Genomic DNA, 17,008 nt, shown 5'->3' on the forward strand with positions numbered 1-17,008 from the left:
GAAAGCGCGAGAGCCTTATCCCACTTGCGTGCGAATCTCAATGCGTGATCCGTCATTCCGGGATGGTCCGCAGGACCAGACCCGGAATCTCGAGATTCTGGGTTCATTCGCTGCGCGAATGCCCCGGAATGACGGAGGTGTTTCAGACCTCGACAATCACATAGGAGTCTTCGACATGTACCGGAAATGTCTCAGCGACATACGGCCCCTTCTGCAATTCCTCGCCCCGCTCCACCGCAACCGGATATGACCGGATCTTGAACCGTTTGGGGTCGAACCAGGACTGGCCGTTGCGCATGTCGAACTCCCAACCATGCCAGGGACAGCGCAGCATCTCGCCAACGCGAGAGCGCTCATAGACGCCGGGCTCTGGCGAGGTCAGCCGCGCTACGCAGGCCGCTTTCTCCAGCGGCGCGCCTTCATGCGGGCAGCGGTTGAGCAGCGCAAAGAACTCGCCGTTGACATGGAACACGACGATGTCGCGGCCCGCGACGTCGACAACCTTGTTGCCGCCGGGCGGGATTTCTGAAGTCGACGCGACGATGTGACGGGCCATGCTCGTCTCAGAACTTGTAGACCGCACGCGCATTCGTGCTGAAGATCTTCTTACGCTCGGCCTCGGTGAGCGGCGTCTTGAAGGCGAAGCGCGGATCGTCGAAGTCCCAGTGCGGATAGTCCGACGAGAACAGGAGACGATCGATGCCGACCCATTCGATCAGCGCGCGCAGATGCCGCGCCTCGTCTGGCTCGTCGATCGGCTGAGTCGTGAACCAGAAATGTTCGCGGACATATTCCGAGGGCTTGCGCTTGAGATGGGGTACCTCGCTGCGGAAGCGTTCGAAGTGTTGATCCATGCGCCAGACCGCCGACGGGATCCAGCCGAAGCCGCCCTCGATGAAGACGATCTTCAGTTTTGGAAACCGCTCCGGCACGCCCTCGATGACGAGGCTGGCGAGCTGCGCCGCGATGGTGTGGGCGTTGGATTGATGTTCCTCGACATAATAAGACGGCCAGCCGCCGCCGGTCGGCGCGTGACCGCCATAGCCGCCGACATGGATGCCGAGCGGCAGGTCGAGCGCCTGCGCGCGCTCGTAGATCGGCCAATAGCGGCGACGGCCGAGCGGCTCGTTGGCGCGCGGCGAGACATTGATCTGGATGTATTCGCCTGTTTTGGCGCAGCGCTCGATCTCGGCGATCGCAAGGTCCACGCCGTCCTGCCCGACCAGGATCGAGGCCTTCAGGCGCGGATCGCGATGCGACCAGAACGCCAGCTGCCAATCGTTGATGGCGCGCTGGATCGCCGCGCCGAATTCGAGATTCTGCTGCGAGAAGATGAAGAGATCGAGCACCTGCAAGATGCCGAACTCGACATCGAGCGGATCGAGGTGCTGCTTCTGCATGAAGGCCAAGTCGGAGCCGGGCGGCCCACCCGTCGGCGGCCAGGCATCGCGCCGCGCGATCAACGGCGAGGAGCGGGGATAGGGCGTCGTGAAGAGATAGGGCGTACGCAAATGGCTGCCATATTCCTTCAGATGCTGCTGCCAGCGTTTTGGCAGGAACTCGTTGAGATCATCATGAGAATGCAGGCTCGGATGCACGTCGCAATCGACGATGCGCAGCCTTGATGCGGCCGGTCTCTCGTCGTCACGCAAAGGGCGGTCGATGACGTCACTCATGCGATCCTCCAAGCTTTTTGTTTGCGCATGATCTTATCGGAAAACCGGCCCACTTTTCCGGATCATGCGCTAATTCAACGACAACCGCGGAAACGTCTCCAGCGGATTGTCGACGCACATTTTTTCGATGATGCTCTTCGGCAGATGCGGCGGGATCGGATCGTCGCCGTCGAACTGCCAGTGCGGATAGTCGGACGCGAAGAGGAACATCTTTTCGGAACCGATCTGGTCGATGATCTCCTCGACGCTTCTGGCGTCGCCGGGCGCGTCGAACGGTTGCATTGTGACGCGGAAATTGTCGCGGATGATCGCGGCCGGCTCACGCTCGACCCAGGGTACCTCGACGCGCACGCCGCGCCATGTCTTGTTGGCGCGCCACATGAAGGCCGGCAGCCAGCTCACGCCAGATTCCATCAGCACGACTTTTAGGTTCGGATATTTGCCGAACACGCCCTCATAGATCAGGCTCAGGATCTGCGCCTGAAACGCCTGCGCCTCCACGAAATAATATTCGTAGCGATGCGACGGCCAACCGGCCGAGCTTGGCGCCTGGCGATATTGCGTGCCGGCGTGGATTGCGAGCGGGAGCTCGTATTTCTCTGCGAGCTGATAGACCGGCCAGAAATGCCGGCGGCCCAGCAGCGTCTCGCCCTGCGCCAGCACCAGAATGGAGACAAACCTGCTATCGCCGGCGCGGCGCTCGATCTCCTCGATCGCGAGATCGGGCGCCTGCATCGGCACGACGATGGACGCACGCAGGCGCGGGTCGCGCGACAACCATTCGGCCGCGATCCAGTCATTGATGGCCTTGCAGAAGTCGGCCGCCATGTAGGAATCGAACACGGCCTGCGCGCCATAGAGCACGTTGAGGATGGCGTGGCTGGCGCCGAGTTGGTCGAAGGCGCCCTTCTGCACCATGGCAAGGTCGGAGCCCGGCTTGGTGCCATTGGCCGGCCGCCAGTCGGCGCGGCCCGTGAGCGGCATGCTCGGCGGATAGCTCGTGAGATCGACGCCGTCGATGGCGCGGCTCACCACCTGCTCTTTCCAGTGATCGCTGAGATAGGGCAGCAGCGTCGTGCGCGTGCCACCAACCGCCGGGTGGATATCGCAGTCGATCCGCGTCACCGCCATGGATGCTCCCTCGGGCAATCTTTATTGGCGGCGTTCTCTGCACCGCCTGTGCAGAGTGCTCCGGCCGATGCCGAGGCGCAAGGCCACAGACCTGCGCGATCCGTCATGGCTCGGTTGCATTTCGCACGCGCGATATGGCGTCGGGCCGTCATGATCAAGATGCGCTGCACTAGCGCGATGCGTTGGCCGCGACCATCGGCGACGCAAGCCGCTCTACCGCCGGGTCGTCGGGCGCATATCCCCACGGCGCATCCGCGCGCCGCAGCACGCGATGGCTGCGATGGCGCAGAAGCGCGCGACCTCCGCTCCTGCAAATGACTGGAAATGCGCGAAAGCGGCGGATGCTTCAGCATCCGCCGCCCCTTTCCCATGTTCTCCGCTCAAGCGGCCTTGGAGACCTCCATCAGCAGCCGCTCAGCCTTGGCATCCTCGATGCGGTTCACGAGGCGGCTGCTCTCGTGGTTGTCACGCACGGTCTTGGTCAAAGTGACGCAGGTCTGGATCAGCATCACGATGCCCATGGTGAGATAGCCCTTCATCCAGAAATCGATCGGCAGGAAGAAGACGCCGAGCGCGACGAGGAAGGCGGAGGCTGCGAAGGATGCGTAAGTGAAGGTCACCCAGGCACCGCTGTGGGGTTGGCCGTTCTGGTTCATGGTCGTCTCCTATGGGTTCTGATGATGATTGGGCTTGAGTTCAGGCAGTCGCTGGGCGCTTGGACTTCAGCCGCGCCAGCACGTCGTCCGCGGTGGTCTTGATCCGAGGCCCAAACCCTTGCTCGGCGAGTTTCTCGGCCGTGGCGAGCGGACCGGTGGCCGCATCGAGCTCGAACAGCGCATCGTCGGCAGCCTGGGCCTCGATCTGCCGGTCTCGCAGGCGCTTCAAGGTGCTCTCCGCTTCCGGCAGCGTGGATTCGTACGGGCGCGCCGCCTCGATGCCGCTGCGTCGGAGCGAGCGCACTGCCTCCGAGGCACGGGCGACCCGGCGGCCGCGATCGAGCTCGGTGATGCGCGCCTGCGCGCTTGCCACATGGCGCTTCAACCGGGTGATCTCGGTTGCGAACAGTGCGCGCGCGGTCAGCGCCGCGTCACGATCGGCCTCGAGGCCAGCGATGGCTTCAGCCGCCTCCTTGGCGAGATCCTCGCGGCCCCCATCGAGCGCGGCGACCGCGCGGGTCTCGAGGTCGGCGATCCGGGCGACAGTGGCTTCGAGCTTGCGGCCTTCCTGCTGATCCTGCGCGATCGCCAGCGCCAGCGTCCGCTTGCTGCGCTCGACGGCCGCGGCCGCATCGCGCATCTGTTGATCGAGGATCAGCAGGGCCGTGCGGTCCTCCAGCTCCTCGCCGGCAGCGGCCACGCTGCCGCGGAAAAGTGTGACAACGGTCTTGAACATTGCTTGCTCCCTGTTATGAGCATTGCTCACGGATGCTTTGTAGCATAACTTGAGCATTGCTCAAGAATAATTTTGAGCAACGCTCACGATATTGGCTGGAAGATGACTAAAGCGTTGGAACGTCGAGAGAAATTGCGGGGCGACCTGATCCTGGCAGCGGAGCGGATGATCGCTAGCCGGGGATTGGCGGGCCTGAAGACCCGCGATCTTGCCAGCGAGATCGGCTGTGCCAACGGGGCGGTTTACAATCTCGTCGCCGACATGGACGAGCTGATCCTGCGGGTCGGCTCGCGCACGCTGCATCGACTGGACGACGCACTCAGCGCCGCGGAAGTTGCCGGCGAGCCCTCGCCGCAGGAGAGGCTGGTCCGCATCGCGATCGCCTATTGCGATTTCGCTGCGGAAAATCTCCAGCTTTGGCGCGCGCTGTTCGAGCACCGTATGGAGGCCGACAAGGTCGTTCCCGACTGGTCCGTTGACGACCAGATGCAACTGTTCAGGCACATCTATGTGCCGCTCGCCGCGCTGCTTCCCAAACGCAGTCCGGAGGAGCTCGGCATCACCGCGCGCAGCCTGTTCTCGGCGGTGCACGGCATGGTGGCCCTCGGACTTGAGCAGAAGCTGGTCGCCGTGCCGCTACCGGCGCTGCGTAAGGAAATCGCGGGCCTCGTGCGTGCGATGATCGACGGATTGATCGCGCGGGCCGCGTAGCGGCCGAGAGGCGCAGCGAGGCCAGAAGCGAAGATCCAAGGGCGACGGTTGACTAAAATTTCGCCTGTCACATCATGGCCGGTGTGCTTAGTTTTGCCGCGTTCCGTCCTCTCCCTTTCCTTTCGGAGTTCCCATGTCCCTCCTCATCCGCGGCGGCACCGTCGTCAATCATGATCATTCGCGCCGTGCGGACGTGCTGATCGAGGGCGGCAGCATCGTCGCGGTCGGCGCATCGATCGCGGCGCCGACGGGCGCGGAGATCCTCGACGCCGGCGGCGCCTACATCATCCCGGGCGGCATCGATCCGCACACGCATCTCGAAATGCCGTTCATGGGCACCGTCACCGCCGACGATTTCGAATCCGGCACGAAAGCGGCGCTGACCGGCGGCACCACCATGGTGGTGGATTTCTGCCTGCCCGACCCCGGCCAGTCGATGCTGGCGGCCTATCAGGAATGGCGTCACAAATCCGAGAAGGCGGCGAGCGACTACGGCTTCCATATGGCGGTGACGTCGTGGTCGAAGCAGATCTATGACGAGATGGAGACCGTGGTCAAAACCTACGGCATCAACACCTTCAAGCACTTCATGGCCTACAAAGGCGCGCTGATGGTGAACGACGACGAGCTCTACAACTCGTTCGCGCGCTGCGCCCATCTCGGCGCAATGCCTGTTGTCCACGCGGAGAATGGCGATGTCGTCGCCCTGATGCAGGAGGCGCTGATCGCGCGCGGCGTCACGGGCCCGGAAGGCCATGCCTATTCACGGCCGCCGGAAGTCGAAGGCGAAGCCGCCAACCGCGCCATCATGATCGCCGACATGACGGGCACACCAGTCTATATCGTGCATACGAGCTGCCGCGAGGCGCATGAGGCGATCGCGCGCGCGCGGGCCGCCGGCAAGCGCGTCTATGGCGAGCCGCTGATCCAGCATCTGCTGCTCGATGAAGGCGAATATCAGAACAAAAATTGGGATCATTCCGCGCAGCGCGTGATGTCGCCGCCGTTCCGCGACAAGTCGCACCAGGACAGTCTGTGGGCGGGCTTGCAGTCCGGCTCGCTGCAAGTGGTCGCGACCGACCATTGCGCCTTCACGACGGAGCAGAAGCGGTTCGGCCTCGGCGATTTCAGGAAGATCCCGAACGGCACCGGTGGCCTCGAAGATCGCCTGGCACTGTTATGGACCGCCGGCGTTGCTACGGGACGCCTGACCAAGGAAGAGTTCGTCGCAGTGACCTCGGCGAACATCGCCCGCATCCTCAACATCTATCCGCGCAAGGGCGCGGTCGCCGTCGGCTCGGATGCCGACATCGTGGTGTGGGATCCGAAAGCGACGAAGACCATCAGCGCGAAGCGGCAGATGAGCCGGATCGATTACAACGTGTTCGAGGGCTTTGCCTGCACCGGCGGGCCGGCGGCAACGCTCTCGCGCGGTCGCATCGTGTGGAAGGATGGCGACCTGCGAGCAGAAGCTGGCGACGGACACTATGTCGAACGGCCCGCCTTCTCGCCGGTGCACGTTGCAAACTCCACCTGGAAGGAGCTGACCGCCCCGCGCGCGGTCGCACGCGGAGCGGTGACGCCGTAGCGCTCTATCTATCGCAACGGCTGCTTCAGACTTGCGAGATGCCGCGATCAGCCACGAGATCAATGCCAGTGCTGTAGCTGCTATCGTCGATCGTACTTGGCTCAGTCCGCCGGAAAGGCACGGACGAGCCGCGCCGCGCTTGCGCGCAGCATGGCCGCATCAAGCTTGCCCTGCCGCGATCCGTCGAGGGCGCAGCCGAAAATCCGATAGAATTGCGCGCCGTCGTAGGCGACCAGCAGCAGGTCGACGCCGGCGTTGATGGCCTCGACCACGGCCTTGCAGACATCGTGCTGATAGATCGCCCCCATCACCAGATCGTCGGTCATGACCAGGCCCTGGTACTTCCAGGTCTCGCGGATAATGCCGTCGACGACGCGTTTCGAATGCGAGGCGGCGTGATCGGGATCGACTGCAGTCAGTGTGACATGGCCGACCATCAGCGCGCTGTGCGACTGCGACAACACTTCGCGGAACGGCAGCCAGTCGGTCGCTTCCAGCTCCCTGACCGGCGTGTTGAGGTTGGCGCTGAAATGGTGTGTGTCCGTGCGCACGCGGCCAATGCCCGGGAAATGCTTGAGCGTGGCGCCCACGCCTTGCTCTTCGAGCCCGCGCACATATGCACTTGCGATGGTGCTGACGACCGCAGGATCGGTCGCAATCGCGCGCTGTCCGATCAGCGTATGAAAGTCGAGGCGGTTACGCCGCTGTGGGGGCTTGAGATCGAGCACCGGCGCAAGATTGAGGTTGACGCCAAGGCTGGCGAGCTCGCGGCCGTGGATACGGCCGAACTCTTCCGCTTTGGCCTGCTGGTCTTCAGGAGCAAGCCCCGCGAGCGTCGCCAATGCCGGCACTTTGGTCAGCGGTGGCGCAAGGTGTCCGACGATTCCGCCCTCCTGGTCCGCGGCGACGATCAGCGGCGGCAGGCCGGCGGCACGGCGCTTATCCTGAAGCGCCGCGATCTCGGCACGCAGCCCATCGATCGATCGGCCGCGGATGTTGTGCCGGGTGACGTAGACGCCGCCGATCAAGCCCTGCTCGGCAAGCCGCGCGACCTCTGGAAAAGATGAATAGCCGACCATGAAGTGAGGCCCGAGCTGACGCGCCTCGGCCGCGTCAGCGCTGAGCACGTCGTGCTTGCGCAGCTCGAAACTGAAATGCGCCACTGCCATCAGGACCGGCGGCAGGCACCAGAGCGTGACGAGCAGCTTGCCGGACAGGCTGCGCCAACGCCCCCTGCGGAGCAGGGCGACAACAATCAGGAGGCTTGCGGCGACAAGCCCGATGTTTCCAACGCCGCGCAGCGGGACCAGATAAGGATCATTCTTGTTCGCGGCCGCGAATGCAACGAGAGGCGCGGCAGACCAGAGCAGTACGAGGCCGATACGACGGAGGAATTGCATGATGCGTCACATCCGAGCAGTGCCGAATGCTTCGCACCTATCAAAGCGAATTTCGCGGCGCGAGATGCAAAAACGCGTCTGCACGAAATCTGCAGAAGACTCCTGAAACCATGCAGACGTTGATCCCGCCTTCTGCACATCCGGCGTGCAGATTTCGTGATGCCACCCATCACGAAAGGTGTTCCGGACATGACGAGCCTGGCTTCGACGATCGCGGCGGACCTCCGGCCGATCAGGCATTCCTCCATTCCAGCCAAGCTGGGCTGCGCGCTGGCGCTGGCTGCGCTCGCCGACTGGCTGTTCTATGGCCATCGGATCGGCCTGTCGCTGACGCTGTTTGCAATCGCGACGATCTGCTTATCGATGCTTTTCAATTACGCCGCGCTGGATCGGCGCCGCACCATGATCGGCGCCGCCATCCTCGTCGCCGGCCTGATGCCGGCGATCGAAGAGCTCAACCCGCTGTCCTTCCTGATTCTCGTGACGGCGCTCGCCATTGCGCTGCTGTTTGCGACCAATCCGGAGACGACCGGGCTCGCCGAGCGCGCGCGTGCACTACGCAACTTCTTTCTGTTCGGCCCCTTCAGAGTCTTCGTCGAAGCGCTTCAGGTGTTCAACATGTCCGCATTCACCCGTGGCATCGCACTCTGGTTGCTGCCGATGGCGCTCGGCACTGTCTTTGTCGCCCTCTTCGCTGCAGCCAATCCGGTGATCGAGCAATGGGTCTCCCTGCTCAATCCAAATGTCATTTTCGAATATGTCAGCATCGCCCGTGTACTGTTCTGGACCATGATGGTGGCGCTGGTCTGGCCGTTCATCCATCTGCGCTGGCGACGCAGGAAGCTTGTCATGACGGAAGTCGCCGATGCCTCCGTGCCACCTCCACTGCCGCCCGCCGTCTCGGCGGAATTCCTCGGCCCCTCCACCATCCTGCGCTCGCTGATCCTGTTCAATCTACTGTTCGCGGCGCAGTCCGTCCTTGACGGGCTCTATCTCTGGGGCCATGTCGTATTGCCGGCCGACATGACTTATGCGGCCTACGCCCATCGCGGCGCCTATCCGCTGATCGCGACCGCGCTGCTCGCCGCCGCTTTCGTGCTGGTCGCGATGCGTCCGGGCGGGCCAGCAGAGAAATCCGCCGTGATCCGCCCGCTGGTCTATCTCTGGGTGGCGCAGAACGTGCTGCTGGTGGCCTCTTCCATCCTCCGCCTCGATCTCTACGTGGACATCTACATGCTGACCTATTGGCGCATCGCAGCCTTCGTCTGGATGGGGCTGGTGGCGCTGGGGCTGATCCTGATCGTCGCCCGTATCGTGCTCAACCGGTCGAACCGCTGGCTTGTCGGCACCAATCTGATCGCGTTAACGATCGTGCTGTATAGCTGTGCTCTGATGAACTTCGACGCCTTCATCGCCGATTATAATGTCGCCCACAGCAGGGAAGTTTCAGGAAAGGGCCAATCGATCGATGAGTACTATCTTTGGCTGCTTGGGCCACAGGCTCTGCCGGCAATCGCCAAGGTGCTGCCGTTTCGCTCCGACGCAAAGTTCGTCAATCTTGTCGGATGGCGCGATCTGCTTATAGAAAGGCAGCGTCAGGACATGGCTTGGCGGGCCTGGGGCTTTCGAAGCTGGAGGCTGCAGCGCAGGCTGGACGCCGAGGCGACCAGCCGGTCCGGCAGCCAGCCGGCAGGGTGAGCGGAGAATTTCTTTGGCGCATCGCATTCTCATCGTCGACGACGAGGGCCACATCCGCGAGGTCATCCGCGTTGCGCTGAAGAAGGCCGGCATGGACGTGATCGAGGCCCGCGACGGCAAGGAGGCGCTAGCCCGATTTGCCGCCGACAAGCCCGATCTGATCGTGCTCGACATCGGCATGCCCGAGTTCGACGGCCTCGATGTCTGCCGCGAGATCCGCAAAATCTCCGACGTGCCGATCCTGTTCCTGTCGGCGCGCGACGAGGAGATCGACCGCATCCTCGGCCTCGAGATCGGCGGCGACGACTACGTCACAAAACCATTCAGCCCGCGCGAGCTGGTGGCGCGGGTCAACGTCATCCTGCGCAGGCTCAGCCCGCGCAATGGCGAGGCCAAGGCCGGTCCCGCCGCGCTGTCGCAAGGCGGACTGCTGATCGATCCCGAGCAGCACGTCGCGACCTTCGCCGGCACGGCGCTGAAACTGACTGCGATCGAGTTCGGCATCTTGCGTGCATTCCTGACCCGGCCGACGTCGGTGTTCAACCGCGAGCAGCTGATGCGCGCGGCCTACCAGCTCAACATCCAGGTCTCCGACCGCACCATCGACAGCCACATCCGCAATATCCGCGCCAAGCTCGCGGCGCTGGCTTGCGACAACGTGATCGAGACCATCCACGGCGTCGGCTTCAAGCTCGGCCGCTGCGAGAAAGAGGCGTGAGCGCTCCGCCTGACAAATGGCGGCCATCGCTCGCGCTCGTGATCTTCGCGGTGCTGGCGACCGTTGCCGTGCTGCCGCTGGTGGGCCTGTTCTTCTTCCGCCTCTACGACAACCAGCTGATCCGCCAGACCCAGGCCGAGCTGATCGCCCAGAGCCGCGTGCTGGCGACGATCTATGCCCAGGAGGTCGCGGCACGGCTCGACAGCGGCCTGACGCTCGGCGCCGAGGTTGCGCCGAACGTGCTGCCCGATCCCGGCGACGAGTTCACGCCGATCCGCCCCGCGCTCGATCTCACCGCCAATGATTTGTTGCGTCGACGGCCGGACGCACTGCCCGCGTCCCGGCCGGCGCAGCAGGCTTACGTCGAGATCGGCGCCAAGCTGACGCCGATCATCCGCGAGACGCAGAAGGTGACGCTGGCGGGGTTTCGCATCCTCGATCCACAAGGCGTGGTGATCGCGGGGCGGCAGGAGGTCGGACAGTCGCTTGCGCATATAGAGGAAGTGGCGGACGCGCTGCACGGGCAGTACCGCGCGACGTTACGCAACCGCGTGCCCGACAAGCCGCCGCCGCCGATCTATTCCTTCAGTCGCGGGCTTGGCGTGCATGTGTTCTCGGCGATGCCCGTCATCGTCAACAACCGCGTCGCGGGGGTAATCTACACCACGCGGACGCCAAGCAACATCTTTGACCATCTGTACCAGGAGCGCGCAAAATTCGTGCTGGCGGGGCTTGCGGTGATCCTCGGCACAATCGCGATCGGCCTCGTGTTCTCGCGCACCATCACGCTGCCGATGCGCGAATTGATCGACCGCGCGGCACGGATCCGAAGCGGCGATCGCGAGGCGTTCCAGCCGCTCCGGCACTACGGCACGCGCGAATTCGCGCAACTCTCGCATAGTTTTCTCGGGATGGCCGAGCAGCTCGCGAGGCGCTCCGACTATATCGCAACGTTCTCGGCTCATCTCACCCACGAGCTGAAATCGCCGCTGACCTCGATCAAGGGCGCGGCCGAATTGTTGCAGGATTCCTATCAAGGCAAGGCCGAGGGCCTGACGCCATCAGAGCAGCGGACCTTCATCGCCAACATCCTCGCCGATACCCGACGGCTGGAGGCGATGGCGCAGCGGCTGCGAGAGCTGGCGCGCGCCGAGAGCCTGCCGCAGAACGAGCGCACCGAGCTGGCGCCCGTGATCGCCGACCTGAAAAGCCGGTTTCCGGCGAGCTGCATCGAGGCCAGCGGCAGTCTCGACCGGCCGGTCGGCATGTCCGGCGAAAAGGCACTGATCGTGCTGTCGCATCTCGCCGACAACGCGGTGCGGCACAAGGCGGGGGCAATCAGGCTGGAGGCGGTGGACGAGCGGACGACGTTGCGGCTGACAGTCAGCAATGATGGCGAGGCGATCTCGGCGCCAAACCGCGACAGGATCTTTGACGCTTTCTTCACGACCCGCCGCGACCAGGGCGGCACCGGCATGGGCCTTGCGATCGCACGCGCGGTGATGGCGAGCCATGGCGGCTCGATCAGGCTCAAGCCGACCGATGACGGCGTGGCCTTCGAGCTGCAATTCCCGGTGGCCTAGATCGCGAACACCCAGGCGGCGACGATGGTGCCGATGGTGACGAGACCAGCGATGGTCCAGCCGGCGGCATATTCCAGCTCAGGATGACCGGTCGCCCGCATGATCTCTGCCCGATCGGCGGTATGCTTCTCTGCCATGACAGCCTCGCACGTGTTTCCCCGTGTCATTGATAAGTCGCGCCAGCCGCGATTAGGTTCCATCACGGACGCGCGAATGGCAAAAAAGTCGAAAACAACCCCATGCAAAGTAGAACGACCCTGCCGGGATGAGCAGGCGTCGCGCTTCCCAACCATTTGAGCTGACGCGGCAAAACCGCCGCCTCGCACAACCGCCACGCACGCGGCATCTTGCACCGCAAAAATCCGATGGCATGCTAGACTGGATGCGCACGCGATTCAGGGCAGGAGAGAAGCATGGCCGACGACAAGACCAAGCGGGGTGGAGCGGACCGCAAGCTGATTGCGCTCACCGAGAGATACGAAGTCGCCTACTGGTCGAAGAAATTCAAGGTCACCCCGGCCAAGCTCAAATACGCCGTCAAGAAGGTCGGCCACTCCGCCAGCAAGGTCGAAGCATACATCAAGCTCCAGAAGCACCGCGCCGCCGACAAGACGCGGATCGCGCTCGGCGAAGCCTACGAAGTCCGCTACTGGTCGAAGAAGTTCAAGATCACGCCGGCCAGGCTGAAGGCTGCCGTCGCCGCCGCCGGCCATTCGTCCAGGAAGGTCGAGGCGTACCTGGTCGCCCAGAAGGCTGCGAAGAAGAAGACTGCGAAGAAGACTGCAAAGAAAAAGACATCCGCTTCGCGGAAGAAGGCCGCCTGATACCTCGGACACCTCTCCATCAGCACGATACATCCGCCGGCGTGCATCGCGCCTCCGTGCACGCGCAACGATTGCCATGAGCCAACTACGTCAGATCGATTGGCTCATCGCTGAGGCGTGACCTCCGATAGACTGACGCATTTGTGAGACGCGCACTGCGCGATCGGCTTTGCCGCATCAGCATCCCGCTGCTAGGATGCATCGCGTCGCTTTGCTATTTTAGGTTTGATCTATTTCGTACCGGCTTTTTCGCCGGCACGCCGCGATCCATTTTCGAACACCTGAACACTTTCGAACGAACAGGACCCGCGTCCGCAACAGTTTTCCAGCGCACCACCCCGTACAAGGAGGAAATACTATGTCCCCTAGTGCAACACCCCACATGGTCGAACTTCCCAACTCTGTCCATCAACTGCCGACAGGCTCGAAAGCGATGCGCCGAACCAACGGCCAGCGCTGGATCGAGCTGACGGTCGGCGTCAAGCGATCCGCCGATCTGCCTGATCTGTCCGATCTCGACAAAAAGCTCCCCAAGGAGCGCAAGTATATGACGCGCGACCAGCTCGCGAGCAGCTACGGCTCCGATCCCAAGGCCATCAAGTCGATCGAGGATTTTGCCAAGGCGCACAAGCTCGTCGTTACCCGCAACGAGCCCGCCGCCGCGCGGCTCGGCATCGCCGGAACAGTCGACGACGTCAGCGACGCCTTCGGCGTCACGCTGTTCGACTATTCCCATCCGAAGCTCGGCGACTTCCACGCCCGCACCGGCCCGGTGCACGTCCCCCCCGAAGTCGGCGATGCCATCACCGGCGTATTCGGCCTCAACAACCATCGTGTGCTCCACCGCTCACGTCATTCGGCGAGCAGCGCAAAGCCGGATTTCGCAAGCTCCGTGCGGCACTGGTTCATTCCGACCGAGCTCGGCGCCATCTACGACTTCCCCAAGGTCGATGCGAGCAAGCAATGCATCGGCCTGCTCGAGTTCGGCGGCGGCGTGGAGACGCCCGACGTCGCGGCCTATTTCAGCAAGATCGGCGTTCCGGCACCGGAGGTCGCGGTCATCGCGGTCGACGGCGTCTCGACCGATCCGGCCGGCGATCCGGAATCGACCGGTGAGGTGATGCTGGACGTCAACGTCGCCGGCGCGCTCGGCGGCGGTGCCAAGATCGCCACCTATTTCTCCACCTTCGACGAGAAGGGTCTGGTCGATTGTCTCGCGAAGGTCGTCAGCGATTCCGTCAACGATCCCTCCGTCGTGTCGATCAGCTGGGGCTGGGACGAGAACCAGGCCTTCAACAACAGCGGAGTGATCTGGTCACCGGCTGCGATCGACCATTGCAACCACAGCTTCCTCGCGGCGGCCCATCTCGGCATCACGTTCTGCGTCTCCACCGGCGACGACGGCTCGGAAGCACAGATGCAGGACGGACGGGCGCATGTGAACTACCCTGCAATCAGTCCCTACGTGCTGGCGGTGGGCGGCACCACCCTGCATGCGCGCGCCAACGCCAAGAAGCAGGTGCAGATCACCGAGACCGTCTGGAACGACGGACCCGGCAGCGGCACCGGCGGCGGCGTCAGTGACATCACACCGGTCCCGGCCTGGCAGCAAGGCATCGTGCCGAAGTCGATCAATCCCAAGCACTTTGCCGGACGCGCAATCCCCGATGTCGCGGCCAATGCCGATCCGGCCACGGGCTATCTGACGATGTCGGGCGGCAAGCTCGGCATTGTCGGCGGCACCAGCGCGTCCGCACCGCTCTGGGCCAGCCTGATCGCCCGGATCAACGCCGCGCTCGGCGCACGGTCCGGCAATTTCAATGCCTTGCTCTATTCCAAGTTCGGGCCATCAGGCGTGCTGCGCGACATCACCGTCGGCAACAACGACACCGACGGTCTGCTCGGCGGACAATACAAGGCAGGTCCCGGATGGGACGCCTGCACCGGCTGGGGCGCGCCTGACGGCAACAAGCTGCTGACCGCGCTCCAGGGCGGCCCGAGCAGCTAGCCGATCGCGTTTGGCGCAGGCGGATGATCAGTCCGCCTGCGTAGAACACGGCCGCGTCGTTCCGACGCAGCCGTGTTCGTCTATGCTGTGGCAAAGAGCCTTCACCGCTCTTCCGAAGAACTTCCTAGATTTTCGAGGGGAGCGGTCAGGCAGCAAATCAGTCCGGTTGATCCATACGACACTTCAACCGAGCCTCTGAAATCGTCTTTTAACACCCTAGAAATGAGGCGCGAACCGAAGCCCACACCGGCCGGCTCCGACACAGGTGGGCCCCCAAACTCCTGCCAGACGAAAACGAACTTTGGCACACCCGAATCATCTTCTGATGTCCATGTGACCGACACGCGGCCGCTCGTCACACTCAGCGCGCCGTACTTCAAGGCATTGGTCGCAAGCTCGTGGATTGCCAAGGACAGAGCGAGAGCCTGCCTCGATTTGACAACAAGCGGAGGACCCGAAACGGCAATCCGTCCTTCGCCTGTTCTATAAGGGCTCAACGCGGCGCTGATCACATCTTGAAGGGGCGCGGCAGCCCAATTTGCTGCTGTAAGCAGGTCGTGCGCACGTCCGAACGCGCCAAGTCGTCCTTGATACTTTTCAAGATCGGCTTTGCTCGACGCGTCGCGAAATGTCTGGCTGGCCACGGCACTGAGTACCGCAAGAGTGTTCTTGACGCGATGCTTTAACTCTTCGTTGATGAGGTTCAGCGCTTCCCTTGCCATGTGCTCGGATGTGACGTCCCTGCAGACGACAAGCACACCGCCGATTTTGCCTTCGAGATCGATTGGACCGAAGCTATAAGTCCACCAGACATCTTCACGACGACCGTGACGCGTTACCGGCACCAGTTGGTCCTCATGCCAGGTCGCCCCCTTACCTGCCATGACGTACTCGATCTGAGGACCAATGACGTCCCATATCTCATCCCAACACTCGCGGCCCCGCGCGCCCAAAGCGCTTGGATGCCGCTCGGGCCCCATCGTCTCGCGGTAAGCATCGTTGTAGAACTGGATGAGTTCGGGACCCCACCAAATGAACATCGGGTGGCGCGAAGTGAGGACGAGCCGCACGGTCACCCGAAGACTTTGCGGCCATGTTTCCGGAGAGCCGAGCGACGTCTTTGACCAGTCAAACTCTCTCGTCAAAGCGCCCATCTCGCCGCCTCCCGCCAAGAAGCCGCTGACGATCTCCCCCTCCATAACCTCAACCTCGCTCGGACGCTTGCCCGCCAAGCCTAAAGCCAAATTTCCGCACAGCGCAATGTCCGCCGGGGCAGCCACTGGGCCAAAAGTCAAAGAATTCACTTTGGCACAACTGGTCCGCTGAGCTCTCGGAGATGGACTTCCGTCCGGCCCTTTACGAGTGCACATCGACTGATTTCGCTAAGCTCACTCGCCCCAACCTGTGACTATAGCCCTCCCCCGGATGGGAAATCTGTCGTAGGCTAAGCGCGTCTGGCAGCAGAACCGTGACAGAAGTGGAGAAACGCCAATGAAGATCACGATGCCGGCCTGTGCCGTCCTTGTCCTTGGCGCCGCCCATGTCGCCGTCGCCAACGGCGCTGGCGCTACGCCCTCCAAAATCTCCGGCTCCACGGCGCTGGCGCTGGCGGGCGTGATCGCGCCGCTGTCGCCGACGCTGTCCGGCGCCGAGAAGAAGGCGGTGGCGATGTTGTTCGCCGCCAATGCCGACATTCCCTACAAGAAGCCTGTGGTCGTGACCGCAGACAAGATCGTTTGCCGCACCGGTAATGTCGACATCACGTTGCGCAATTGCGAGGTGACATTCGGCAAGAAGGTCAGGACCGTAAACGGCCCCACCGCCAACGAGATCTTCGCGACCGAGGCGCTGGCAGGCATTCCGCCCGATGGCGCGGCGGGATCGAATTTCGAGAGCCTGAGCAAGCTGAGTTGCACGATCGATCCCAACGCCATCAGGCAGAAGGACAGCAGCGGGGCGGATTGCACGTTTCAGCCGGGGAATTGATTCCATAACGGCCGTACCGCCGGGAACAGTGCCGCGCTGGCATAATATGATCGCCAGGCGGCACCGCTCGTTCCAGCCGGGCTCTGAAATATCCGGCCTGATTCTTTCTAGACGAATGTCACTCGAATGCGACCCGTGAGATCGTGAGCGGTCGTTCACCGTCATCCGGATTCTGCCACATCAAATCCACACAGCGTCGATTTGCCGATTTTCGACATGCGCCAAAAGCGCGCAACGCGATCGGAATACCGTCGATCCGGCTCTGGTGTCGAGCGATGCGAGTCCCCACGAAC

17 protein-coding genes are annotated in these 17,008 nt (G+C 63.1%); 8 read left to right on the plus strand and 9 right to left on the minus strand.

From position 1 onward, the window contains the following. Positions 1 to 142 precede the first annotated feature (142 nt). From L6639_RS26720 to L6639_RS26740, 6 genes are all read right to left on the minus strand, one after another. Entirely contained in the window at positions 143 to 556 is a 414-nt protein-coding gene (locus tag L6639_RS26720; RefSeq protein WP_220002405.1) for a Rieske (2Fe-2S) protein, read from the minus strand. Positions 557 to 563: 7 nt separating this feature from the next. Continuing rightward, positions 564 to 1,676 carry an amidohydrolase family protein gene (locus tag L6639_RS26725; RefSeq protein WP_237864610.1) on the minus strand — a complete coding sequence of 371 codons (1,113 nt, stop codon included), beginning with the start codon at positions 1,674 to 1,676 and terminating at the stop codon, positions 564 to 566. 69 nt (positions 1,677 to 1,745) lie between these two features. After that, positions 1,746 to 2,807 carry an amidohydrolase family protein gene (locus tag L6639_RS26730; protein WP_237864611.1) on the minus strand — a complete coding sequence of 354 codons (1,062 nt, stop codon included), beginning with the start codon at positions 2,805 to 2,807 and terminating at the stop codon, positions 1,746 to 1,748. A gap of 21 nt (positions 2,808 to 2,828) precedes the next feature. After that, complete coding sequence (locus L6639_RS43730) at positions 2,829 to 2,927, minus strand: helix-turn-helix domain-containing protein (protein ID WP_465251685.1); 99 nt, start codon at positions 2,925 to 2,927, stop codon at positions 2,829 to 2,831. 260 nt (positions 2,928 to 3,187) lie between these two features. Beyond that, on the minus strand, positions 3,188 to 3,463 hold the full coding sequence (locus L6639_RS26735; protein ID WP_237864612.1) for a YiaA/YiaB family inner membrane protein: 276 nt from the start codon (positions 3,461 to 3,463) through the stop codon (positions 3,188 to 3,190). 40 nt (positions 3,464 to 3,503) lie between these two features. Further along, the gene (locus L6639_RS26740) at positions 3,504 to 4,199 is read right to left on the minus strand and encodes a PspA/IM30 family protein (protein ID WP_237864613.1); all 696 of its coding nucleotides are present in this window, start codon (positions 4,197 to 4,199) and stop codon (positions 3,504 to 3,506) included. A 102-nt stretch (positions 4,200 to 4,301) separates the two neighbouring features. Between L6639_RS26740 and L6639_RS26745 the strand changes: the two genes are divergently transcribed. Together L6639_RS26745 and hydA are read left to right on the plus strand one after the other, a co-directional pair. Then, the gene (locus L6639_RS26745) at positions 4,302 to 4,910 is read left to right on the plus strand and encodes a TetR/AcrR family transcriptional regulator (protein ID WP_237864614.1); all 609 of its coding nucleotides are present in this window, start codon (positions 4,302 to 4,304) and stop codon (positions 4,908 to 4,910) included. A gap of 133 nt (positions 4,911 to 5,043) precedes the next feature. Beyond that, positions 5,044 to 6,498 (plus strand): dihydropyrimidinase, encoded by a 1,455-nt coding sequence (gene hydA / locus L6639_RS26750; protein WP_237864615.1) that lies wholly within the window; start codon positions 5,044 to 5,046, stop codon positions 6,496 to 6,498. 101 nt (positions 6,499 to 6,599) lie between these two features. Here hydA and L6639_RS26755 read toward each other — a convergent pair whose 3' ends face one another. Next, positions 6,600 to 7,898 carry a glycoside hydrolase family 3 N-terminal domain-containing protein gene (locus L6639_RS26755; RefSeq protein ID WP_237864616.1) on the minus strand — a complete coding sequence of 433 codons (1,299 nt, stop codon included), beginning with the start codon at positions 7,896 to 7,898 and terminating at the stop codon, positions 6,600 to 6,602. 189 nt (positions 7,899 to 8,087) lie between these two features. Between L6639_RS26755 and L6639_RS26760 the strand changes: the two genes are divergently transcribed. From L6639_RS26760 to L6639_RS26770, 3 genes are read left to right on the plus strand one after another with little or no spacing between them, the layout of a single operon-like run. Then, positions 8,088 to 9,596, plus strand: a complete 1,509-nt coding sequence (locus L6639_RS26760) for a DUF4153 domain-containing protein (RefSeq protein WP_237864617.1) — start codon at positions 8,088 to 8,090, stop codon at positions 9,594 to 9,596. 13 nt (positions 9,597 to 9,609) lie between these two features. Continuing rightward, positions 9,610 to 10,314 carry a response regulator transcription factor gene (locus tag L6639_RS26765; protein ID WP_237864618.1) on the plus strand — a complete coding sequence of 235 codons (705 nt, stop codon included), beginning with the start codon at positions 9,610 to 9,612 and terminating at the stop codon, positions 10,312 to 10,314. After that, on the plus strand, positions 10,311 to 11,897 hold the full coding sequence (locus L6639_RS26770; RefSeq protein ID WP_237864619.1) for an ATP-binding protein: 1,587 nt from the start codon (positions 10,311 to 10,313) through the stop codon (positions 11,895 to 11,897). The genes L6639_RS26765 and L6639_RS26770 overlap by 4 nt, the downstream gene beginning before the upstream one ends. Here L6639_RS26770 and L6639_RS26775 read toward each other — a convergent pair. Continuing rightward, the gene (locus tag L6639_RS26775) at positions 11,894 to 12,034 is read right to left on the minus strand and encodes a hypothetical protein (protein WP_237864620.1); all 141 of its coding nucleotides are present in this window, start codon (positions 12,032 to 12,034) and stop codon (positions 11,894 to 11,896) included. The two genes, L6639_RS26770 and L6639_RS26775, sit on opposite strands and share 4 nt — an antisense overlap. 276 nt (positions 12,035 to 12,310) lie before the next feature. Between L6639_RS26775 and L6639_RS26780 the strand changes: the two genes are divergently transcribed. Both L6639_RS26780 and L6639_RS26785 read left to right on the plus strand, forming a co-directional pair. After that, positions 12,311 to 12,721: a DUF3606 domain-containing protein gene (locus tag L6639_RS26780; RefSeq protein WP_237864621.1), complete on the plus strand. Its 411-nt coding sequence runs from the start codon at positions 12,311 to 12,313 to the stop codon at positions 12,719 to 12,721. A 433-nt stretch (positions 12,722 to 13,154) separates the two neighbouring features. Next, complete coding sequence (locus L6639_RS26785) at positions 13,155 to 14,729, plus strand: S53 family peptidase (protein ID WP_237864622.1); 1,575 nt, start codon at positions 13,155 to 13,157, stop codon at positions 14,727 to 14,729. 101 nt (positions 14,730 to 14,830) lie between these two features. On the opposite strand, the gene L6639_RS26790 is transcribed toward L6639_RS26785, so the two are convergent. Then, positions 14,831 to 15,961 carry a sensor histidine kinase gene (locus L6639_RS26790; RefSeq protein WP_237864623.1) on the minus strand — a complete coding sequence of 377 codons (1,131 nt, stop codon included), beginning with the start codon at positions 15,959 to 15,961 and terminating at the stop codon, positions 14,831 to 14,833. Between the two features lie 271 nt (positions 15,962 to 16,232). On the opposite strand from L6639_RS26790, the gene L6639_RS26795 reads away from it, so the two are divergent. Continuing rightward, positions 16,233 to 16,715 carry a hypothetical protein gene (locus tag L6639_RS26795; RefSeq protein WP_377803107.1) on the plus strand — a complete coding sequence of 161 codons (483 nt, stop codon included), beginning with the start codon at positions 16,233 to 16,235 and terminating at the stop codon, positions 16,713 to 16,715. Positions 16,716 to 17,008 lie beyond the last annotated feature (293 nt).

Source organism: Bradyrhizobium zhengyangense (assembly GCF_022012555.1).
GTDB lineage: Bacteria > Pseudomonadota > Alphaproteobacteria > Rhizobiales > Xanthobacteraceae > Bradyrhizobium > Bradyrhizobium zhengyangense.

What these genes read in the sequence shown, in the direction of transcription:
- L6639_RS26720 (WP_220002405.1), bottom strand. Translation starts at nt 556, where the DNA reads ATGGCCCGTCACATCGTCGCGTCGACTTCAGAAATCCCGCCCGGCGGC.
- L6639_RS26725 (WP_237864610.1), bottom strand. Translation starts at nt 1,676, where the DNA reads ATGAGTGACGTCATCGACCGCCCTTTGCGTGACGACGAGAGACCGGCC.
- L6639_RS26730 (WP_237864611.1), bottom strand. Translation starts at nt 2,807, where the DNA reads ATGGCGGTGACGCGGATCGACTGCGATATCCACCCGGCGGTTGGTGGC.
- L6639_RS43730 (WP_465251685.1), bottom strand. Translation starts at nt 2,927, where the DNA reads ATGCAACCGAGCCATGACGGATCGCGCAGGTCTGTGGCCTTGCGCCTC.
- L6639_RS26735 (WP_237864612.1), bottom strand. Translation starts at nt 3,463, where the DNA reads ATGAACCAGAACGGCCAACCCCACAGCGGTGCCTGGGTGACCTTCACT.
- L6639_RS26740 (WP_237864613.1), bottom strand. Translation starts at nt 4,199, where the DNA reads ATGTTCAAGACCGTTGTCACACTTTTCCGCGGCAGCGTGGCCGCTGCC.
- L6639_RS26745 (WP_237864614.1), top strand. Translation starts at nt 4,302, where the DNA reads ATGACTAAAGCGTTGGAACGTCGAGAGAAATTGCGGGGCGACCTGATC.
- hydA (WP_237864615.1), top strand. Translation starts at nt 5,044, where the DNA reads ATGTCCCTCCTCATCCGCGGCGGCACCGTCGTCAATCATGATCATTCG.
- L6639_RS26755 (WP_237864616.1), bottom strand. Translation starts at nt 7,898, where the DNA reads ATGCAATTCCTCCGTCGTATCGGCCTCGTACTGCTCTGGTCTGCCGCG.
- L6639_RS26760 (WP_237864617.1), top strand. Translation starts at nt 8,088, where the DNA reads ATGACGAGCCTGGCTTCGACGATCGCGGCGGACCTCCGGCCGATCAGG.
- L6639_RS26775 (WP_237864620.1), bottom strand. Translation starts at nt 12,034, where the DNA reads ATGGCAGAGAAGCATACCGCCGATCGGGCAGAGATCATGCGGGCGACC.
- L6639_RS26780 (WP_237864621.1), top strand. Translation starts at nt 12,311, where the DNA reads ATGGCCGACGACAAGACCAAGCGGGGTGGAGCGGACCGCAAGCTGATT.
- L6639_RS26785 (WP_237864622.1), top strand. Translation starts at nt 13,155, where the DNA reads ATGCGCCGAACCAACGGCCAGCGCTGGATCGAGCTGACGGTCGGCGTC.
- L6639_RS26795 (WP_377803107.1), top strand. Translation starts at nt 16,233, where the DNA reads ATGCCGGCCTGTGCCGTCCTTGTCCTTGGCGCCGCCCATGTCGCCGTC.